16 protein-coding genes and 1 riboswitch are annotated in these 15,780 nt (G+C 45.3%); of the genes, 9 read left to right on the top strand and 7 right to left on the bottom strand.

Annotated elements, in window-relative coordinates; all coding sequences use genetic code 11:
* Window positions 1–2: 2 nt before the first annotated feature.
* From OQX62_RS05275 to thiS, 4 genes are read right to left on the bottom strand one after another with little or no spacing between them, the layout of a single operon-like run.
* Complete coding sequence (locus OQX62_RS05275) at window positions 3–641, bottom strand: thiamine phosphate synthase (RefSeq protein WP_265830367.1); 639 nt, start codon at window positions 639–641, stop codon at window positions 3–5.
* A gap of 37 nt (window positions 642–678) precedes the next feature.
* Entirely contained in the window at window positions 679–1,215 is a 537-nt protein-coding gene (locus OQX62_RS05270) for a thiamine phosphate synthase (RefSeq protein WP_265830366.1), read from the bottom strand.
* Window positions 1,216–3,099 carry a phosphomethylpyrimidine synthase ThiC gene (thiC, locus tag OQX62_RS05265; protein WP_265830365.1) on the bottom strand — a complete coding sequence of 628 codons (1,884 nt, stop codon included), beginning with the start codon at window positions 3,097–3,099 and terminating at the stop codon, window positions 1,216–1,218. It lies immediately after the preceding gene.
* A gap of 35 nt (window positions 3,100–3,134) precedes the next feature.
* Window positions 3,135–3,338, bottom strand: a complete 204-nt coding sequence (thiS, locus tag OQX62_RS05260) for a sulfur carrier protein ThiS (RefSeq protein ID WP_265830364.1) — start codon at window positions 3,336–3,338, stop codon at window positions 3,135–3,137.
* 60 nt (window positions 3,339–3,398) lie between these two features.
* Window positions 3,399–3,486, bottom strand: a riboswitch (TPP riboswitch).
* Window positions 3,487–3,651: 165 nt separating this feature from the next.
* Here thiS and OQX62_RS05255 point away from each other — a divergent pair.
* The 3 genes from OQX62_RS05255 to OQX62_RS05245 are packed head-to-tail and all read left to right on the top strand — an operon-like array spanning window position 3,652 to window position 5,543.
* Window positions 3,652–4,305, top strand: coding sequence for a FadR/GntR family transcriptional regulator (locus OQX62_RS05255; protein WP_265830363.1), 654 nt, complete (start codon window positions 3,652–3,654; stop codon window positions 4,303–4,305).
* A gap of 6 nt (window positions 4,306–4,311) precedes the next feature.
* Window positions 4,312–5,145, top strand: coding sequence for a sulfite exporter TauE/SafE family protein (locus tag OQX62_RS05250; RefSeq protein ID WP_265830362.1), 834 nt, complete (start codon window positions 4,312–4,314; stop codon window positions 5,143–5,145).
* A gap of 2 nt (window positions 5,146–5,147) precedes the next feature.
* Window positions 5,148–5,543 carry a DUF1634 domain-containing protein gene (locus OQX62_RS05245; RefSeq protein ID WP_265830361.1) on the top strand — a complete coding sequence of 132 codons (396 nt, stop codon included), beginning with the start codon at window positions 5,148–5,150 and terminating at the stop codon, window positions 5,541–5,543.
* A gap of 56 nt (window positions 5,544–5,599) precedes the next feature.
* Here the strand turns inward: OQX62_RS05245 and OQX62_RS05240 are convergent, their stop codons facing one another.
* Window positions 5,600–6,820 carry an MFS transporter gene (locus tag OQX62_RS05240; RefSeq protein ID WP_265830360.1) on the bottom strand — a complete coding sequence of 407 codons (1,221 nt, stop codon included), beginning with the start codon at window positions 6,818–6,820 and terminating at the stop codon, window positions 5,600–5,602.
* Window positions 6,821–6,921: 101 nt separating this feature from the next.
* Between OQX62_RS05240 and OQX62_RS05235 the strand changes: the two genes are divergently transcribed.
* Entirely contained in the window at window positions 6,922–7,794 is an 873-nt protein-coding gene (locus OQX62_RS05235) for a LysR substrate-binding domain-containing protein (RefSeq protein WP_265830359.1), read from the top strand.
* Between the two features lie 23 nt (window positions 7,795–7,817).
* On the opposite strand, the gene ribB is transcribed toward OQX62_RS05235, so the two are convergent.
* Window positions 7,818–8,468, bottom strand: a complete 651-nt coding sequence (ribB, locus tag OQX62_RS05230) for a 3,4-dihydroxy-2-butanone-4-phosphate synthase (protein WP_265830358.1) — start codon at window positions 8,466–8,468, stop codon at window positions 7,818–7,820.
* Window positions 8,469–8,496: 28 nt separating this feature from the next.
* A complete protein-coding gene (locus tag OQX62_RS05225; RefSeq protein WP_265830357.1) occupies window positions 8,497–9,786 on the bottom strand; it encodes a sensor histidine kinase in 1,290 nt (429 codons plus the stop codon).
* A 220-nt stretch (window positions 9,787–10,006) separates the two neighbouring features.
* On the opposite strand from OQX62_RS05225, the gene OQX62_RS05220 reads away from it, so the two are divergent.
* From OQX62_RS05220 to OQX62_RS05200, 5 genes are all read left to right on the top strand, one after another.
* The gene (locus OQX62_RS05220) at window positions 10,007–12,397 is read left to right on the top strand and encodes a heavy metal translocating P-type ATPase (protein ID WP_265830356.1); all 2,391 of its coding nucleotides are present in this window, start codon (window positions 10,007–10,009) and stop codon (window positions 12,395–12,397) included.
* Window positions 12,394–12,576 (top strand): cbb3-type cytochrome oxidase assembly protein CcoS, encoded by a 183-nt coding sequence (gene ccoS / locus OQX62_RS05215; RefSeq protein ID WP_265830355.1) that lies wholly within the window; start codon window positions 12,394–12,396, stop codon window positions 12,574–12,576. Before OQX62_RS05220 ends, ccoS begins: the two co-directional genes overlap by 4 nt.
* A 74-nt stretch (window positions 12,577–12,650) precedes the next feature.
* On the top strand, window positions 12,651–14,762 hold the full coding sequence (ccoN, locus tag OQX62_RS05210; protein ID WP_265830354.1) for a cytochrome-c oxidase, cbb3-type subunit I: 2,112 nt from the start codon (window positions 12,651–12,653) through the stop codon (window positions 14,760–14,762).
* A gap of 18 nt (window positions 14,763–14,780) precedes the next feature.
* The gene (locus OQX62_RS05205; protein WP_265830353.1) at window positions 14,781–14,960 is read left to right on the top strand and encodes a hypothetical protein; all 180 of its coding nucleotides are present in this window, start codon (window positions 14,781–14,783) and stop codon (window positions 14,958–14,960) included.
* Entirely contained in the window at window positions 14,941–15,780 is an 840-nt protein-coding gene (locus OQX62_RS05200; RefSeq protein ID WP_265830352.1) for a cbb3-type cytochrome c oxidase N-terminal domain-containing protein, read from the top strand. Before OQX62_RS05205 ends, OQX62_RS05200 begins: the two co-directional genes overlap by 20 nt.

The raw sequence follows: 15,780 nt of genomic DNA, 5'->3' as shown, positions 1-15,780 counted from the left end.
GTTTAATGTTGCTGATACAACTGGTTGAAAAGATTTTGAATCTGCTGGTGTTGTTCCGGATAATGTGTCAGCACACCGGAAATGGCCACGCCGTAAATGCCTGTCTGCAAAATGGCAGGAATATCTGCCAGGTTTATTCCGCCAATGGCGATCACAGGAATGGTGATGCCGGCATCGCTCATCTGTTTCATTAATTCGGTATAACCCTGGAGGCCCACTATCGGACTGAGGTTCTTTTTGGTTGTAGTGAACCTGAATGGACCCAGACCGATGTAGTCGGCGCCTTCTGCTGCCCTGCGCTGGATATCGGCAAAGGTATTCGCCGTGCCGCCGATGCATTTATCGGGTCCGAGCAAGGCACGCGCCTCGGGCACAGGCATATCATCCAATCCCAGGTGTACACCCCAGGCATCTGCCTGCAGGGCGATCCGCGGATAGTCATTCACAATTAACCTGGCCTGGTAGGCACGGCACAGTTCGGCGGCAGCTAACGCGATAGGCAGTACCGCTTCCTCCTTTTGTTCTTTTACCCGCAGCTGGATCCAGCGCCCTCCCGCCTGCAGCACTTTTTCTATGGCCTTGAGATGGGATCCGTTGGCGGGCGACTGGGATATATAGTGTATCTGATCTATTGGTTTCATGTGAATAGGTTGTTTTTGTTACAGGTGAGGAATCATTTTACCAGACAGCACCAAGCAATGCTGCGCCGTCAAAATTCATGTCTTTTAAGATTTGCAGTTTAGACAGGGTCACACCGCCAATAGCGATCAGCTGAGGTCCGACTTCACGTACAGGCAGCGTAAAATCGTCCGCCAGCACACTTTCGTAACCTGGTTTCGAGATACTGTTAAATACAGGACCATAAAAAACATAGTCATATGCCGCGCAATCTTTCAGCGCGCTAAGGTCATGGATCGAAGTGCTGAGGATATAACCTGCATCTTTCATTTTCCCTAACGCTCCTGCCAATGGCCGTTTTTTCTCAGGATAATGCAACCGGATTAAAGAAAATGCAGCCGCCAGTTCATGGTGCTGATGGATGACAATCCTGTCATAAAATACAGGTTCGATTTCCTTCATCAGCTGCCTGAACGCAGCGGGATCATTCCCCGGTTTCCGGATGTGCAGTACCTGCATACCATTCCGGAAAAGCTGGTTGACCCGCTGTGCTTCCCCCTCAAAATAATCCGGTCGCGTCACCACAAATACGTCCATCTATAAATATATTTCGCTTCCCTTTGCCGTAAATTCACGTGATTTTTCTGCCATGCCCTGCGCCAGTGCATCGTTTTCTTCCACACCTTGTTTGGCCGCGTATTCCCTCACATCCTGTGTAATTTTCATTGAACAGAAGTTCGGGCCGCACATGGAACAGAAATGCGCAATCTTGGCACCATCTGCAGGCAGCGTTTCATCATGAAATTCTTTGGCCGTATCCGGGTCAAGCGACAAGTTAAACTGGTCTTCCCACCTGAATTCGAACCTGGCTTTACTTAAGGCATTGTCCCTGTATTGCGCACCGGGATGTCCTTTAGCCAGATCGGCCGCATGCGCAGCAATCTTGTAGGTAATCACCCCATCTTTCACATCTTTTTTATTCGGCAAACCCAGGTGTTCTTTGGGGGTTACATAACACAACATCGCTGTACCAAACCAGCCAATCATTGCCGCACCAATAGCGGAAGTGATGTGATCATATCCGGGAGCAATATCTGTCGTTAATGGTCCCAAAGTATAAAACGGTGCTTCAGAGCAATACTCCAGCTGCTTTTCCATATTCTCTTTGATCAGGTGCATAGGCACATGGCCCGGTCCTTCAATAATCGTCTGGATATCATGTTTCCAGGCAATTTTGGTCAGCTCGCCCAGTGTTTCCAGCTCGGCAAACTGCGCTGCGTCATTGGCATCGGCAATACAACCTGGTCTTAAACCGTCTCCGAGAGAAAAGGAGACATCATAAGCCTTCATAATCTCACAAATCTCTTCGAAATGGGTATACAGGAAACTTTCCTGGTGATGGGCCAGGCACCATTTGGCCATGATAGAACCACCGCGGGAAACGATTCCGGTCACTCTTTTTGCCGTAAGCGGGATATATCTCAGTAATACGCCGGCATGGATGGTAAAGTAATCTACCCCCTGTTCTGCCTGCTCAATCAGGGTATCCCGGAACAATTCCCAGGTCAGGTCCTCCGCTTTTCCATTTACTTTTTCCAGTGCCTGATAAATCGGCACCGTCCCTATAGGTACCGGCGAATTACGGATAATCCATTCCCGTGTTTCGTGGATGTTTTTGCCGGTGGACAAATCCATTATTGTGTCTGCACCCCATCTGCAGGCCCATACCGCCTTTTCCACTTCCTCTTCAATGCTGGAAGTAACTGCAGAATTACCAATGTTGGCATTGATCTTTACCAGGAAATTACGGCCAATAATCATGGGCTCCAGTTCAGGATGGTTGATGTTTGAAGGGATAACGGCCCTGCCACTGGCTACTTCTGCCCTGACAAATTCGGGAGTAATGTATCCTTTCGGGGTATTTGCACCGAAACTATGACCGCTATGCTGGTGGTTCATGACTGTCGCCTGCTCACCAAGCTGACTGTTCAGCAGATCTATCCGCTGGTTCTCACGGATAGCAATATATTCCATTTCTGCGGTGATAATTCCTTTTCTTGCATAATGCAGCTGGGTCACGTTGGCACCTTTAAGCGCACGCATGGGCTGATGCTGAAAGGCAAAACGCAGGTTATCCAGTGAAGGGTCGGATAAACGCTTCGTGCCATAATCGGACGAAATTTGCTGCAGCTGTTCTACGTCAGCCCTGTCAGTAATCCATTTTTCCCTCAGTCGGGGTAACCCGGCTTTCACATCGATGTGTACATTCGGATCAGTATAGGGTCCGCTGGTATCATAGACTGTAACCGGCGGGTTTGGCTCGGTTAAACCGAATCCATTATGGATTGTGGTTTCGGAGAGCGTGATTTCGCGCATAGCGACTTCGATATCATGCAGCTCGCCTTTCACAAAGATTTTGCGGGATGCCGGGAAAGGCGTCCTGCTGATGACCTGATCATCTGGTGTTTTTTCTACTTTCATAAGCTTTCCTGATTAGATTTTGATGGTTTTAGAGATTATCCGCCCTGAGTTGCCCTGATCAGCATGACCTGATCGCCTGCCCGCAATAAATGGCGCGGCCATTCGGGTCGGGTGACGATAGACTGGTTAACGGCGACCGCAATTCCGTCGCCTGAAATTTGTAAAACAGCAGAAAGCATCCCGGCTACTGAGCAGGATTCATCAATCGTATAAGCCTGATTATTTACAGTTATTTCCATTCCTTTTGATTTTTAACAACGATAGGAATGGCCTGTACAAGGAATGAAAAAACAACACAGCTGTTGCTTCTTACTTTTCCCTTCGGCAGTACTAACTGCATCAGGTTCAAAGGGTATATCTCAGCGCAAGGCACCCCTAAAGTTTTTTGTAAACCTATAGTATTTTTAATAAATAAAGAAATAATTATTTTTTTTTAGGGTATTAATCCCATATAATTTACTGCCCCAAGCATTCATTTCAGTGTCACATTACGCTTACAAACATCAGATGTTTAAATATAATACCCACCTTTGAAACATCAGATGTTTACAAATGGATCAGAAAGAAAAATTATCAGATAAAGTCATCATGGCCATTAAGAATGATATTGCTGGCGGGCGACTAAAAAAGGGGCAAAAAATTCCCGCAGAGCCGGAATTAATGGAATTGTACCAGGTAGGACGTTCCACCATCAGGGAGGCAATTAAAACACTGGCTATTTCAGGAATCCTGAAAGTACAGCAGGGATCGGGCACTTTCGTGACTTCAAAAATTAAAGACGAGACTCTAAATCAGCGATTAAGAAGAGCAGATTTTGAGGAGATCAATGCCGTCCGTTCCCTGCTGGAAAAAGAACTGGTGAGATTAGCGTGTATGAACAGAACAGAACATCACCTGCTGGTGATGGAAGATTTATTAGTCAGACGAAAAGCAGCAATCGAAGCCAACGCAGAGAAAAAATGTACAGATGCTGATATCGATTTTCATATCGCCATTGCCCGGGCTTCGGGTAATAGTGTACTGACAGATCTTTACCAGAGCTTCACGAAAGTTATGCGCGATTTCTTTTCCAAACGGGAGGCGCAGAACATTGCAAGGTTTGCCGATAGTCAGCCTAAACATGAAGCATTGGCCAAAGCCATTGCAGACCGCGATCAGGGGCTGGCAGAAGAAATTACAGTAAATATTTTAAATAACAATTATTAACAGATCATGACCATTTTAACTTTTACCATCATCCTTTTATTAGGTGCTTATCTTGCCGGCTTGGCTGGTTCTTTAACCGGCCTCGGCGGCGGCGTTGTCATTATTCCATTGCTCACACTCGTATTTAGTGTTGATATCCGCTATGCGATCGGTGCAGCACTGGTAGCTTCAATTGCCACCTCATCCGGTTCTGCCAGTGCCTATGTGAAGGAAGGCATTACCAATATACGCCTGGGCATGTTCCTGGAAATCGCGACGACAATGGGTGCCGTTGGCGGTGCTATCCTGGCCATTTATACACCGGTTAATATCGTAGCCATCCTCTTTGGCGTCATGCTTATCTTTTCTGCAGCAATGACACTGAGGAAAAAACATGAGGATGCCCTGCCGGAAGGCAGTAAACTGTCTTATACCTTGAAATTGAACAGCAGTTATCCTTCCAAAGATGGCCCTGTAGAGTATAAATTAAAGAATATTGGCGGAGGTTTCTCTATCATGACCATCGCCGGTGTATTGTCTGGTTTACTGGGTATAGGCTCCGGTGCACTAAAAGTGCTCGCTATGGATACAGCTATGCGGGTGCCTTTCAGGGTAAGTACAACGACCAGTAATTTTATGGTGGGCGTAACTGCGGCAGCGAGTGCCGTAGTATACCTGCAAAGAGGATATATTGATCCGGGATTGGCCTTTCCTGTGATTATCGGTGTACTGGCAGGTGCCTATACAGGATCAAAACTACTGATGCGGATCAACGTAAAATCACTGAAGCTGATCTTTAGTATCGCCATCACAATGATTGCGCTAAACATGATATATAACGGTTTTTACCATAAATTTTAAAAATGAAGTCTACAGAAAATAACAGCGTGACCGACTATGATATGCAGCAGCTGATTGGTACGGTTTTAAGATATGGGGTTTTGCTTTCGGGGGCAGTAGCGATTATCGGCGGCGTCCTTTACCTGGTACAAAAGGGAGCAGGTATCCCGGACTATACAACTTTTAATGGGGAACCTGCAGGTTATACCAGCCTCACAGGGATTATCAATGGATTAAAAAGTGGCAGTGCCACAGAAATTATCCAGCTGGGTGTGGTGATCCTGATTGCTACACCCATCATCAGGATCGGTTTTTCGCTGGTCTCTTTTATACTGGAAAAAGACAGGCTCTACGTGGTGATCACGCTGATCGTGCTGCTGATTATCCTCTTCAGTATGTTCGGCGGACTAGCGGTATAGCAAAAAATAACCGCTTTGATCTTTAAGCAATTTGATAAGCAGCTGGTTGTTATCCATTAATGACCGGCTGTTTTAATTGCAGCTTGTCTGCTCCTGTAATACACAAATGCAGCGGTGGCGGTTAAACCTATCAGCCCTTCAATAAACACAGCGGGTCTTGGTCCGATACTATGTGCCAGCCAGCCAATCAATAAACTTCCTACGGGAATGATACCCTGGTAAGCCATCACATAATAACTGATTGCCCTGCCCCTCATTTCTGGTATCGCATGGGTTTGAATATAAGTATTGATGGCTGAAGTTTGTGCCATCATTCCCAGTCCGGAAAAAGCCATGAACAGCAGGGCGATAGGCAACTGCGGCGCATAAGCCAGCAGCATCAGACTAAAGCCGAAAACTCCGCCTGCAATGGTAATCAGTTTACCTAAAGTATTGCTGTGGGTAAGATTAGCCAGGTAAACCGCACTGATAATAGAGCCCAAACCAGCCGCACTTTCAAACCAGCTAAAGGTTTTTGCATTTCCGTCAAAGATATCTTTGGCGAAGATCGGCATCAGGGTATTAAAGGGAATAACGAACAAACTGCTGATCCCGATCATCATCAGAACGCTGCTCAGGTCTTTATCGCCTGATACATATTTAAAACCTTCCTGTAATTCCACCCAGATACTTTTTACAGGTTTGGCCATGACAGGTACTTTCAGGCGCATCATGAATAAACAAATTAATACAGGAATGTAGCTCAGGAAGTTACCTACAAAACAGAAGTCGGTACCAAAAGTACTCAGGATAATCCCTGCTACTGCCGGACCAGCGATACGGGCAAAATTGGTCATGGTAGAATTGAGCGCGATAGCATTAGGCAAATCTTTTTTGTCATCCACCAGTTCCACCATCAGTGATTGCCTGCAGGTCACATCAAATGCATTGATCACGCCTTGCAGCAAACTCAGTCCGATGATGAAAAGTATATTGTTATAGCCGAAAAATATGATTCCCGCCAGTGCACCGGCCTGGATCATCGATACGATTTGTGTGATGACCAGAATATGGTAACGGTTATGACGATCTACCAGGCTCCCTGCATATGGCGATAAAAACAGGGAAGGAATTAAACTCACAAAACCTACTACCCCTAATAAAACTGCAGATCCTGTCAGCTGATAAACCAGCCAGCTGACTGCCGTCTTTTGCATCCAGGTCCCGATCAGGGAGATGGTTTGTCCATAGAAAAAGAGTTTGAAATTGCGTGATTTTAAAGACCTGAATAGATTCATTGTGTGTATTGGAATTGTTACCTGCAAATTTCTGCATAACTTATCTATTTATAAAATTGATAGTTTTAATGATTTTGATTAGTTTTAACGATTGATAAATTATGGAAGTCAGACAAATAGGTTATTTCATTAAAGCAGCAGAAATGCTCCATTTCACAGATGCCGCAGCAGCATCTTTTGTGACACAGTCCACCCTCTCCCAGCAAATCAAACAGCTGGAGGAAGAACTGGGTATGCTGTTGTTTGACAGGGTGGGCAAACAGGTAAGATTAACCGAAGCAGGAAAGGTTTTTCTGGTGCATGCCAGGCAGATTATCCTGGACATCAGGAAGTCAAAACAAGCGGTATTCGAATTGAATAACCTGGTCAACGGGGAACTAAAGATTGGGGTGACTTATGCCTTCAGCTCATTGCTGCTACCGGCCTTAACGCCTTTTTCTGAAAAGTATCCGGGCATCATGATCCATGTAGAATATGGTACTTCGGGGGAGCTGGAGAATAAGCTGATGATGGCGGATCTGGATTTTATGGTAGCCTTCCATGAGCAGGAAGATACAGATGGCTTAGAAATGCAATCCTTATTTTCTTCCAGGATCATGATGGTGGTATCTAAAAAGAATCCACTGGCACAACTCGCAAAAATATCGCTGAAGGAGCTGGGAAAACTGGAGCTGATCCTTCCAAGCAACGGATTCAGTTCAAGGGATTTATTGAATGAGATGTTCAGAAAGAACAATATCTCACCGAGGATAAAGATTGAGATGAATGATGTGCATTCACTCCTGTCTATGGTAGAATCAGGCCACTGGGCAACGATTATTAATGAGAAGGCCATCAGTACCTGGGATAGCCTCACTGCGGTACCCATAGCCGGGGAAGAGTTGTACAAACAGGCTTTTATCCTGTGGCAAAAAGGGGTATACCGGAAGAAGTCGGCCACCCTGTTCATAGAAGAGCTGATGAAGATTGTTTAAGCCTCATCAGCCCTGCCATAAATCTACGCTTTCTGCAGCAGGCGGTACTGAAAGATATCTTCAATAGTCACTACAGTAGTGTGCTGTTCCTTTGCGAATGCGGCAATTTCCGGAATTCTGGACATGGTACCATCGTCATTTGTTAATTCGCACAATACAGCAACGGGACGTAATCCCGCCAGTATCATCAGGTCAATACTGCCTTCTGTATGGCCTCTTCTGCCCAAAACACCGTCAGGATTTGCGCGCAGCGGAAATACATGTCCCGGTCTGGAAAGGTCTTCAGGTTTGGCCTGATCTGCGATCGCTGTTCTGATCGTCTGCATCCGGTCGGCCGCAGAAACCCCGGTAGTTACCCCATCTCTTGCCTCAATAGAAACCGTGAATGGCGTATGAAATTTGCTGGTGTTTACTTCCACCATAGGCTTCAGTTCTAACTGCTCAATCCTGTCCGGCCTGAGACAGAGACATACGATACCAGTACATCTTCTGATCATCAGTGCCATATCCGCCACTGTCATCGTCTCCGCAGGAAAGATCAGGTCGCCCTCATTTTCCCTGTTTTCATCGTCTACCACCAACACACCTTTACCGTTTTTAAGGCATTCCAGCGCATTTTCTACTCTTTCCTTAAAACCTATCCCAAAGCTGGCCAGTTCATTCAGATTCTCCATATATATTATTTTGACGCCGCAAAGGTGGTTATTTAAATAATCGCAGACTAATAAAAAATGTAGTTCCGGTACCGACCGTACTTTCCATCCATATTTTGCCTTGCTGTACGGTGATAAATTCCTTACAGAGTACCAATCCCAGGCCTACCCCCTTTTCATTATTGGTACCAAAGGTGCTGGAGGATTGTAAGGTAAAGATATCTTTATGTTTAGATTTCTTGATACCCACACCGGTATCCCTGATCAGGATCCAGCAGTCTTCACCATGAATTTCAGCAGATATGGTAATTTGTCCTCCCGAAGGAGTGAATTTTATGGCATTGTTGACCAGGTTGCGTACCACCAGCTCCAGCATGTCATGATCTGCGAACAGATCGATATTTTTGGCCAGCCGGTTATCTAATAAAATTGCTTTCTCTTCGGCAATGCTGGCCTGCAGCAATAAAGTCGGATCCAGTGTTTCTGCCAGATCCAGCTTTACCTGCTTAACTTTCATCCCATCCATCTGGGATTTACTCCAGGACAGCAGGTTGACCAGCATTTGTTTTGTATACTTTGTCTCCCGCAGCAAACTGGTTTTTATCGTTCTTCTTTCCTGTTCCGTTACATCAAACTCAAGCAGAATTTCCAGAAAATTCTGTATAGAGTTGAGTGGTGATTTAAGGTCATGCGCCAGGATGGAGAACAGTTTTGTCTTCGACTGGTTGGCATGCTCCAGTTCTTCGGCCCGCTTCACCGCCAGCAACCGTTCCTTATTGTAATTGTCAAGAATACTCGTCACAGTGAAATAGACGATCAGTAAGGTGAAGAAATACACATAAGCAAAATCCGCATATCTGGCCGTGGCATCATGATGTTTTAAAGGAATAAATTCCGGATGATCATGTTGAATACCCAGCAGCATAAAGGCAATCACCGTATTGATGGCCATCCATATGATGCGCTGCGACTTCGGAACAATACTCAAAATCAGGAAGAAATAGAGCAGATAAATGATTAATCCCGGTCCGTTAATGCCGGAGTTATTGAAGTAAAATGCAATGAATAAAACATTCCCCAACACACAAAAAATCGTTACAGCAAGGTCATGCCGGTATTTGGCCTTTGACAGGTAGTAAACTCCGCAGGCGGCAACAACACCGGGAATTAAAAGAAGGGAAACCGTATAAAGTCCGATGAAATAGTTAAAAAATATACTGCAGGAAAACAATATAATGGTAAAAAGGCAGGTGATGTGGAAGATTCTTGCTTCGAGGGCGTGCGTTTCAGGACTACCTGTCAGCTTTACCCAGGTAGATCGTAGTTGATTAATTTTCATATTCAGGATCAGTCACAGAAGAAATTAAACTTCCGGCAATATACATTTATGCATTACAACACTCTTATTTACGATGTAAATAGATTATTAGATTTGCCTTTTAATCCATAAATTTTAAAGAAATTAAAAAAATATGATCGGCGTCACTTTTTAACGTTTCCATTATCATTTTAACCCACTACAGTTCAGGCCATCTTTGAGGGGATTATAATTTCCTTTTATGGTAGAAAAAACGACGTTTACGGTAGACACAAAATGTTACCATTGTGGTGACGACCTGCCTGCAAAACCATATAACGCAGACGACAAAGCATTTTGCTGCCTGGGTTGCAAAGGGGTGTACCAGATCCTGACCAAACATCACCTGTCTAATTATTATGCCTATAATGATGTACCCGGACAAACGCAGAAGAAAACACCTCAGCATTTTGATTACCTGGAAGATGAGGGAATTGCGGCCGGACTGATTGATTACAAGGATGAGAAAGTAACAGTTATTACTTTGTTTATTCCTGCTATCCACTGCAGCTCCTGCATCTGGCTGCTGGAACACCTGCATAAAATCAACCCCGCCATTTTCCAGTCGCGCATAGATTTTCTGAAAAAACAGGTTGCCGTTACCTTTAAAAACCAGGAGATATCGCTCCGAGAAGTGGTAGAATTACTGGAAGCCATCGGTTATGAACCGTTGATCAGTCTGCAGGATGTAGTCAAAAAACAGCAGTCAGATCATTCAGAAAGACACCTGATGACCAAGATAGCGGTCGCCGGTTTCTGCTTCGGTAACGTAATGCTGCTGAGCTTTCCTGATTATTTCGGATTAACGAGCTTTGAACAGAACTTCAAATATTTCTTTGGTTATATTAACCTTGCCTTCTCTATTCCTGTATTGTTATACAGTGCCAGGGATTATTTTATCTCGGCCTGGACAAATGCCAAACGGGGCATTCTCAATCTTGATTTCCCCCTTGCGCTGGGTATAGCGGTGATGTTTATCCGCTCTGCGGCCGAAATTATCACCAATACAGGTGCCGGATTTGTGGATACCTTATGTTCGCTGGTTTTCTTCCTGCTCATTGGCAGATGGATGCAGCAGCGTACCTATCATTATCTCTCTTTTGAGCGTGATTACCGTTCCTATTTTCCTGTTGCGGTGACGCTGATTAAAAATGGCGCAGAGCAACCGCTGCCATTGAATGAACTGCAGACGGGCGACAGGATCCTGATCCGCAGTAATGAAATTATTCCCGCCGATGCGATACTGCTGAAAGGCGAAGCGAAGATCGACTTCAGCTTTGTGACAGGAGAATCACTGCCGGTAGAAAAAGTGCTGGGTGAAGTGGTCTATGCGGGCGGGAGACAACTGACCGGCGCGATTGAGCTGGAAGTGATCAAACCTGTTTCACAGAGTTACCTGACGCAGCTGTGGAACAATGAGGCTTTTTCCGGTAAAAGGGATACAATTAAAACCTTTAGCGATACGGCAAGTAAATATTTCAGTATCGTGCTGCTGGGAGTAGCCTTCTGTGCAGGATTTTATTGGATAGGATCGGATATCAATAAAGCTGTGGCCTCTTTTACCGCAGTGCTGATCATCGCCTGCCCTTGTGCACTGGCACTGAGTTCACCCTTTACATTAGCGGCTGTACTGAGCATATTTGATAAAAATAAGTTCTACCTGAAAAATACCGCAGTCATTGAAGAGCTGGCGAGGATAGATACGATCGTGTTTGATAAAACGGGTACGATTACCAATCCTGAAGCGGAAGCCTATGAATTGAGGGGCGATCTGACTGCAGCAGAAAAACAAATGGTGAGTGACCTGGCCCGTAATTCTGGTCACCCCCTCAGCAGGGAGCTGGTCAAAGCGCTGAATATCCCCCCAATTTATCCTGTAGATCATTATATGGAAAAAGTGGGTCGCGGTATCAGCGGCTGGGTAAATGGCCAGGAGATCAAAATGGGCAGTGCTGCTTTTCTCGGACTGGACCTGTCGGAAAGGGGCAGTGTGGTACATCTGGTTATCTGCGACCGCTATGCGGGTTATTTCTTATCCAAACAGGACTGGAGACCGGGTTTTAAACAACTGGCACTGAAACTGGCAAAAACGAAAGACCTCCATTTATTGTCGGGCGACCATGACCATGACAAACAACTGCTCACTCCCTTTTTCCCAAGGGCGCAGCAACTGCATTTCAGACAAAGTCCGCAGGACAAACTGGATTATATCACCGCCTTACAATCGGCCGGTTCAAAGGTAATGATGTTCGGCGACGGGCTCAATGATGCAGGGGCACTCAGAAAAAGTGATCTGGGTATCGCGGTTACGGATAATATCAACAATTTTTCTCCCGGTTGTGATGCCATCCTTGACGGTGCTGCTTTCCAGAAAATCCCGCAATTCCTTAAACAGGCAAAAGATGCGGTGAGGGTCATCCATATGAGTTTCGTGATCTCTGTACTCTATAACGTGGTCGGTTTATTTTTCGCAGTTCAAGGTTTATTATCGCCCCTGATGGCTGCGATCCTGATGCCGATGAGTACGGTGACGATCATACTCTTTACCAGTCTCACCGCAAGATATTACGCACACAAAAACAAACTGCTATGAACATGATTTACCTGCTGATTGGCTTCAGTATTTTGCTGGCACTGATCTTTCTGATTGCTTTTTTCTGGGCCAGCAGGTCGGGACAGCATGACGATCTCTACACCCCTGCTGTCCGGATGCTGTTCGATGATGAGCTGACGCCGGAGCAGGAAGAAAAAAGTGATGAAGATCACGCTTAATCGCAACTTCTGTCATACCCCGGTCAGCACGCTCCTCTTAATTTTACCCGCATAAACCATACATCATTTTTCTCATGACTGAAAAATTTCACTACGACAACAAGATCGTCAGAAACTTTGCTATCGCCACCATCATCTGGGGCATAGTAGGGATGACGGTTGGCCTCCTGATCGCCATGCAACTCTTCACCCCGTCATTAAACATGGGCTCGCAATACACCACTTTTGGGCGTATCCGGCCTTTACACACCAATGCGGTGATTTTCGCATTTGTGGGTAATGCCATTTTTATGGGGGTTTATTATTCGCTGCAACGCCTGCTTAAAGCAAGGATGTTCAGCGATGTATTAAGTTATATCCATTTCTGGGGCTGGCAGCTTATTATTGTAGCCACGGCCATTACCCTTCCTTTGGGCTTCACCACTTCACATGAATATGCAGAAATGGAATGGCCGATTGATATTGGTATTACCCTTATCTGGGTGGTATTTGGGATCAATATGTTCGGAACAATCATCAAAAGACGAGAGAAACATATGTATGTGGCCATCTGGTTTTACATTGCTACTTTCGTTACTGTCGCCGTTTTACATATTGTCAACTCGATTGAACTGCCGATTTCTGCATTCAAAAGTTACTATGTTTATGCAGGTGTGCAGGATGCACTGGTACAATGGTGGTACGGCCACAATGCAGTAGCATTTTTCCTGACTACGCCTTACCTGGGTATGATGTACTACTTTTTGCCTAAAATGGCAGAACGCCCGGTATATTCTTATAAACTGAGTATCCTCCACTTCTGGTCGCTCATTTTCATCTATATCTGGGCTGGTCCCCATCACCTGCTCTATACCTCCTTACCAGGCTGGGTACAATCTTTAAGTGTTGTTTTCTCGGTGATGCTGATCGCACCAAGCTGGGGCGGGATGATCAACGGTTTGTTAACCCTGCGCGGTGCATGGGATAAAGTAAGAGAAGATCCAAGATTAAAATTCATGGTAGTGGGTATCACTGCTTATGGGATGGCCACTTTTGAAGGCCCGATGCTCGCTTTTAAACAGATCAATGCCATTGCGCATTATACCGACTGGATAGTTGCCCACGTACACGTAGGTGCCTTAGGCTGGAACGGATTTTTAACCTTCGGTATCCTGTACTGGCTGATCCCGAGAATTTACAGCACAGAACTCTATTCTAAAAAACTGGCCTCTTTCCACTTCTGGATTGGTACGCTGGGTATCATATTTTATGCAGTGCCGCTTTACTTCGCTGGTTTTACACAGGGATTGATGTGGAAAGAATTTACACCAGAAGGTGTATTGAGATATCCTAATTTCCTGGAGACAGTGATTCAGATCATCCCGATGTATATGCTAAGGGCTTTAGGTGGCGCGTTATACCTTACAGGGGTAATTGTGATGACTTACAACCTGATCAAAACCATGAAAGCAGGTAAACTGGTTGCAAATGAGGCCGCTGAAGCACAACCATTGCCGGCAGTATATGTGCCTCAGGGTTCCGATAAAAAAGTACACCGCTTCCTGGAGCGTAAACCGATGTTATTCCTGGTATTGTCACTGATCGTGATCCTGATCGGTGGAATGGTGGAAATGATGCCAACGTTTACGATTAAGTCCAATATCCCTACCATTTCCAGTGTGAAACCTTATACACCTTTAGAATTACAGGGAAGGGATATTTATATCAGGGAAGGTTGTGTCAACTGTCACTCACAGATGATCAGACCTTTCCGCTCGGAAACGGAGCGTTACGGAGAGTACAGTAAAGGGGGTGAATTTGTGTATGACCATCCATTTTTATGGGGATCTAAACGTACAGGGCCCGACTTACAACGTGAAGGCGGAAAATATGGTAATGCATGGCATTACAATCACTTGTACGACCCGCAGACGATGTCGCCGGGCAGTATTATGCCTCCGTATGAATGGCTGATCAACCAGCAACTGGACACGACCACGACCCGTTCCAAAATCAGCGCAATGCGTTCCCTGGGCGTTCCTTATCCGGAAGGATTTGAGAATAAGGCAAATGGAAAACTGGATGCACAGGCAAAAGGAATAGCGGCCGACCTGAAACAAAATAACATAAAGGTAAAAAGCGACAGGGAAATTATAGCGATCATCGCTTACCTGCAGCGACTTGGAACAGATATTAAAGCAAAATAACATTAAAACCAATCAGACATGTTCAAACAATTCCTGGAGCAGGCCGACGGAAACCAAGGGTATCTGCTGAGCTCAATGAGCGTCTTTCTATTATTCTTTATACTGGTAGGTGTGATGCTGCTGAGAATGAAAAAAGAAGAAATTACCTATATGAGCGAACTCCCACTAAAAGATGACAATGATGAAAGAGGTAATTAACAGCAGCTGGTCAACCGGAAATACTTCGGTAGACATTGTAATCGGCCTCATGCTGATCACTTCCATCATGGTGCTTTGCGTATCCATACTGATGCTGAAAGTGATTAAGTTCTACGTTAAAGAAGCCGCTAATCCTATACCTTTCGCTACGCCGGAAGAAAAAGAACGCCGCAGACTGGAGCTGGAAGCCGCACAGGCACTGGTGAAAAAGAAACCTTCTATCTGGCTTAAGCTCATGCAGCTTAAGCCGATGGAAGAAGAAAAAAGCCTGGAAATGGAGCACAAGTTTGACGGCATCGCCGAATTGAACAATCCTACTCCGGCCTGGTTTATGGTGCTCTTTTATGCCACCATCATCTTTGGTGCAGGCTATTTGCTCACCTACCATGTTTTTGGTTATGGTAAACTGCAGGAAGAGGAATATGTAGCAGAAATTGAACAGGCTGCTGAAGATAAAGTAGCCTTCCTGGCCAATCCTGTTAATGCGGCCAGCGCGGTAAATGAGAATAATGTGGTACAAAGTAAAGACGATGCAGTATTGAAAAGTGGCGCGGCATTGTTCACTAACCGCTGTACCCCCTGTCATGGTGAACATGCAGAAGGTATTGTTGGTCCTAACCTGACGGATGAGTATTGGCTGCATGGCGGTGGTATCAAAAATGTTTTCAAAACCATTAAATATGGTGTGCCTGAGAAAGGGATGATCGCCTGGGAAAAATCCCTGAGTGCATCGCAGATTTCAGATCTCGCCAATTATATTTTATCGTTAAAAGGAACGAAACCTGCGGGTGCAAAAGCGCCGCAAGGGGAAAAAGAATAA

It is taken from the genome of Pedobacter sp. MR2016-24 (assembly GCF_026239655.1).
In the GTDB taxonomy this organism is placed as follows: Bacteria; Bacteroidota; Bacteroidia; order Sphingobacteriales; family Sphingobacteriaceae; genus Pedobacter.
Note: the sequence above shows the minus strand (reverse complement) of the source record. Positions and strands in the feature narration are given on the sequence as shown.

What these genes read in the sequence shown, in the direction of transcription:
- OQX62_RS05275 (WP_265830367.1), bottom strand. Translation starts at nt 641, where the DNA reads ATGAAACCAATAGATCAGATACACTATATATCCCAGTCGCCCGCCAAC.
- OQX62_RS05270 (WP_265830366.1), bottom strand. Translation starts at nt 1,215, where the DNA reads ATGGACGTATTTGTGGTGACGCGACCGGATTATTTTGAGGGGGAAGCA.
- thiC (WP_265830365.1), bottom strand. Translation starts at nt 3,099, where the DNA reads ATGAAAGTAGAAAAAACACCAGATGATCAGGTCATCAGCAGGACGCCT.
- thiS (WP_265830364.1), bottom strand. Translation starts at nt 3,338, where the DNA reads ATGGAAATAACTGTAAATAATCAGGCTTATACGATTGATGAATCCTGC.
- OQX62_RS05255 (WP_265830363.1), top strand. Translation starts at nt 3,652, where the DNA reads ATGGATCAGAAAGAAAAATTATCAGATAAAGTCATCATGGCCATTAAG.
- OQX62_RS05250 (WP_265830362.1), top strand. Translation starts at nt 4,312, where the DNA reads ATGACCATTTTAACTTTTACCATCATCCTTTTATTAGGTGCTTATCTT.
- OQX62_RS05245 (WP_265830361.1), top strand. Translation starts at nt 5,148, where the DNA reads ATGAAGTCTACAGAAAATAACAGCGTGACCGACTATGATATGCAGCAG.
- OQX62_RS05240 (WP_265830360.1), bottom strand. Translation starts at nt 6,820, where the DNA reads ATGAATCTATTCAGGTCTTTAAAATCACGCAATTTCAAACTCTTTTTC.
- OQX62_RS05235 (WP_265830359.1), top strand. Translation starts at nt 6,922, where the DNA reads ATGGAAGTCAGACAAATAGGTTATTTCATTAAAGCAGCAGAAATGCTC.
- ribB (WP_265830358.1), bottom strand. Translation starts at nt 8,468, where the DNA reads ATGGAGAATCTGAATGAACTGGCCAGCTTTGGGATAGGTTTTAAGGAA.
- OQX62_RS05225 (WP_265830357.1), bottom strand. Translation starts at nt 9,786, where the DNA reads ATGAAAATTAATCAACTACGATCTACCTGGGTAAAGCTGACAGGTAGT.
- OQX62_RS05220 (WP_265830356.1), top strand. Translation starts at nt 10,007, where the DNA reads ATGGTAGAAAAAACGACGTTTACGGTAGACACAAAATGTTACCATTGT.
- ccoS (WP_265830355.1), top strand. Translation starts at nt 12,394, where the DNA reads ATGAACATGATTTACCTGCTGATTGGCTTCAGTATTTTGCTGGCACTG.
- ccoN (WP_265830354.1), top strand. Translation starts at nt 12,651, where the DNA reads ATGACTGAAAAATTTCACTACGACAACAAGATCGTCAGAAACTTTGCT.
- OQX62_RS05205 (WP_265830353.1), top strand. Translation starts at nt 14,781, where the DNA reads ATGTTCAAACAATTCCTGGAGCAGGCCGACGGAAACCAAGGGTATCTG.
- OQX62_RS05200 (WP_265830352.1), top strand. Translation starts at nt 14,941, where the DNA reads ATGATGAAAGAGGTAATTAACAGCAGCTGGTCAACCGGAAATACTTCG.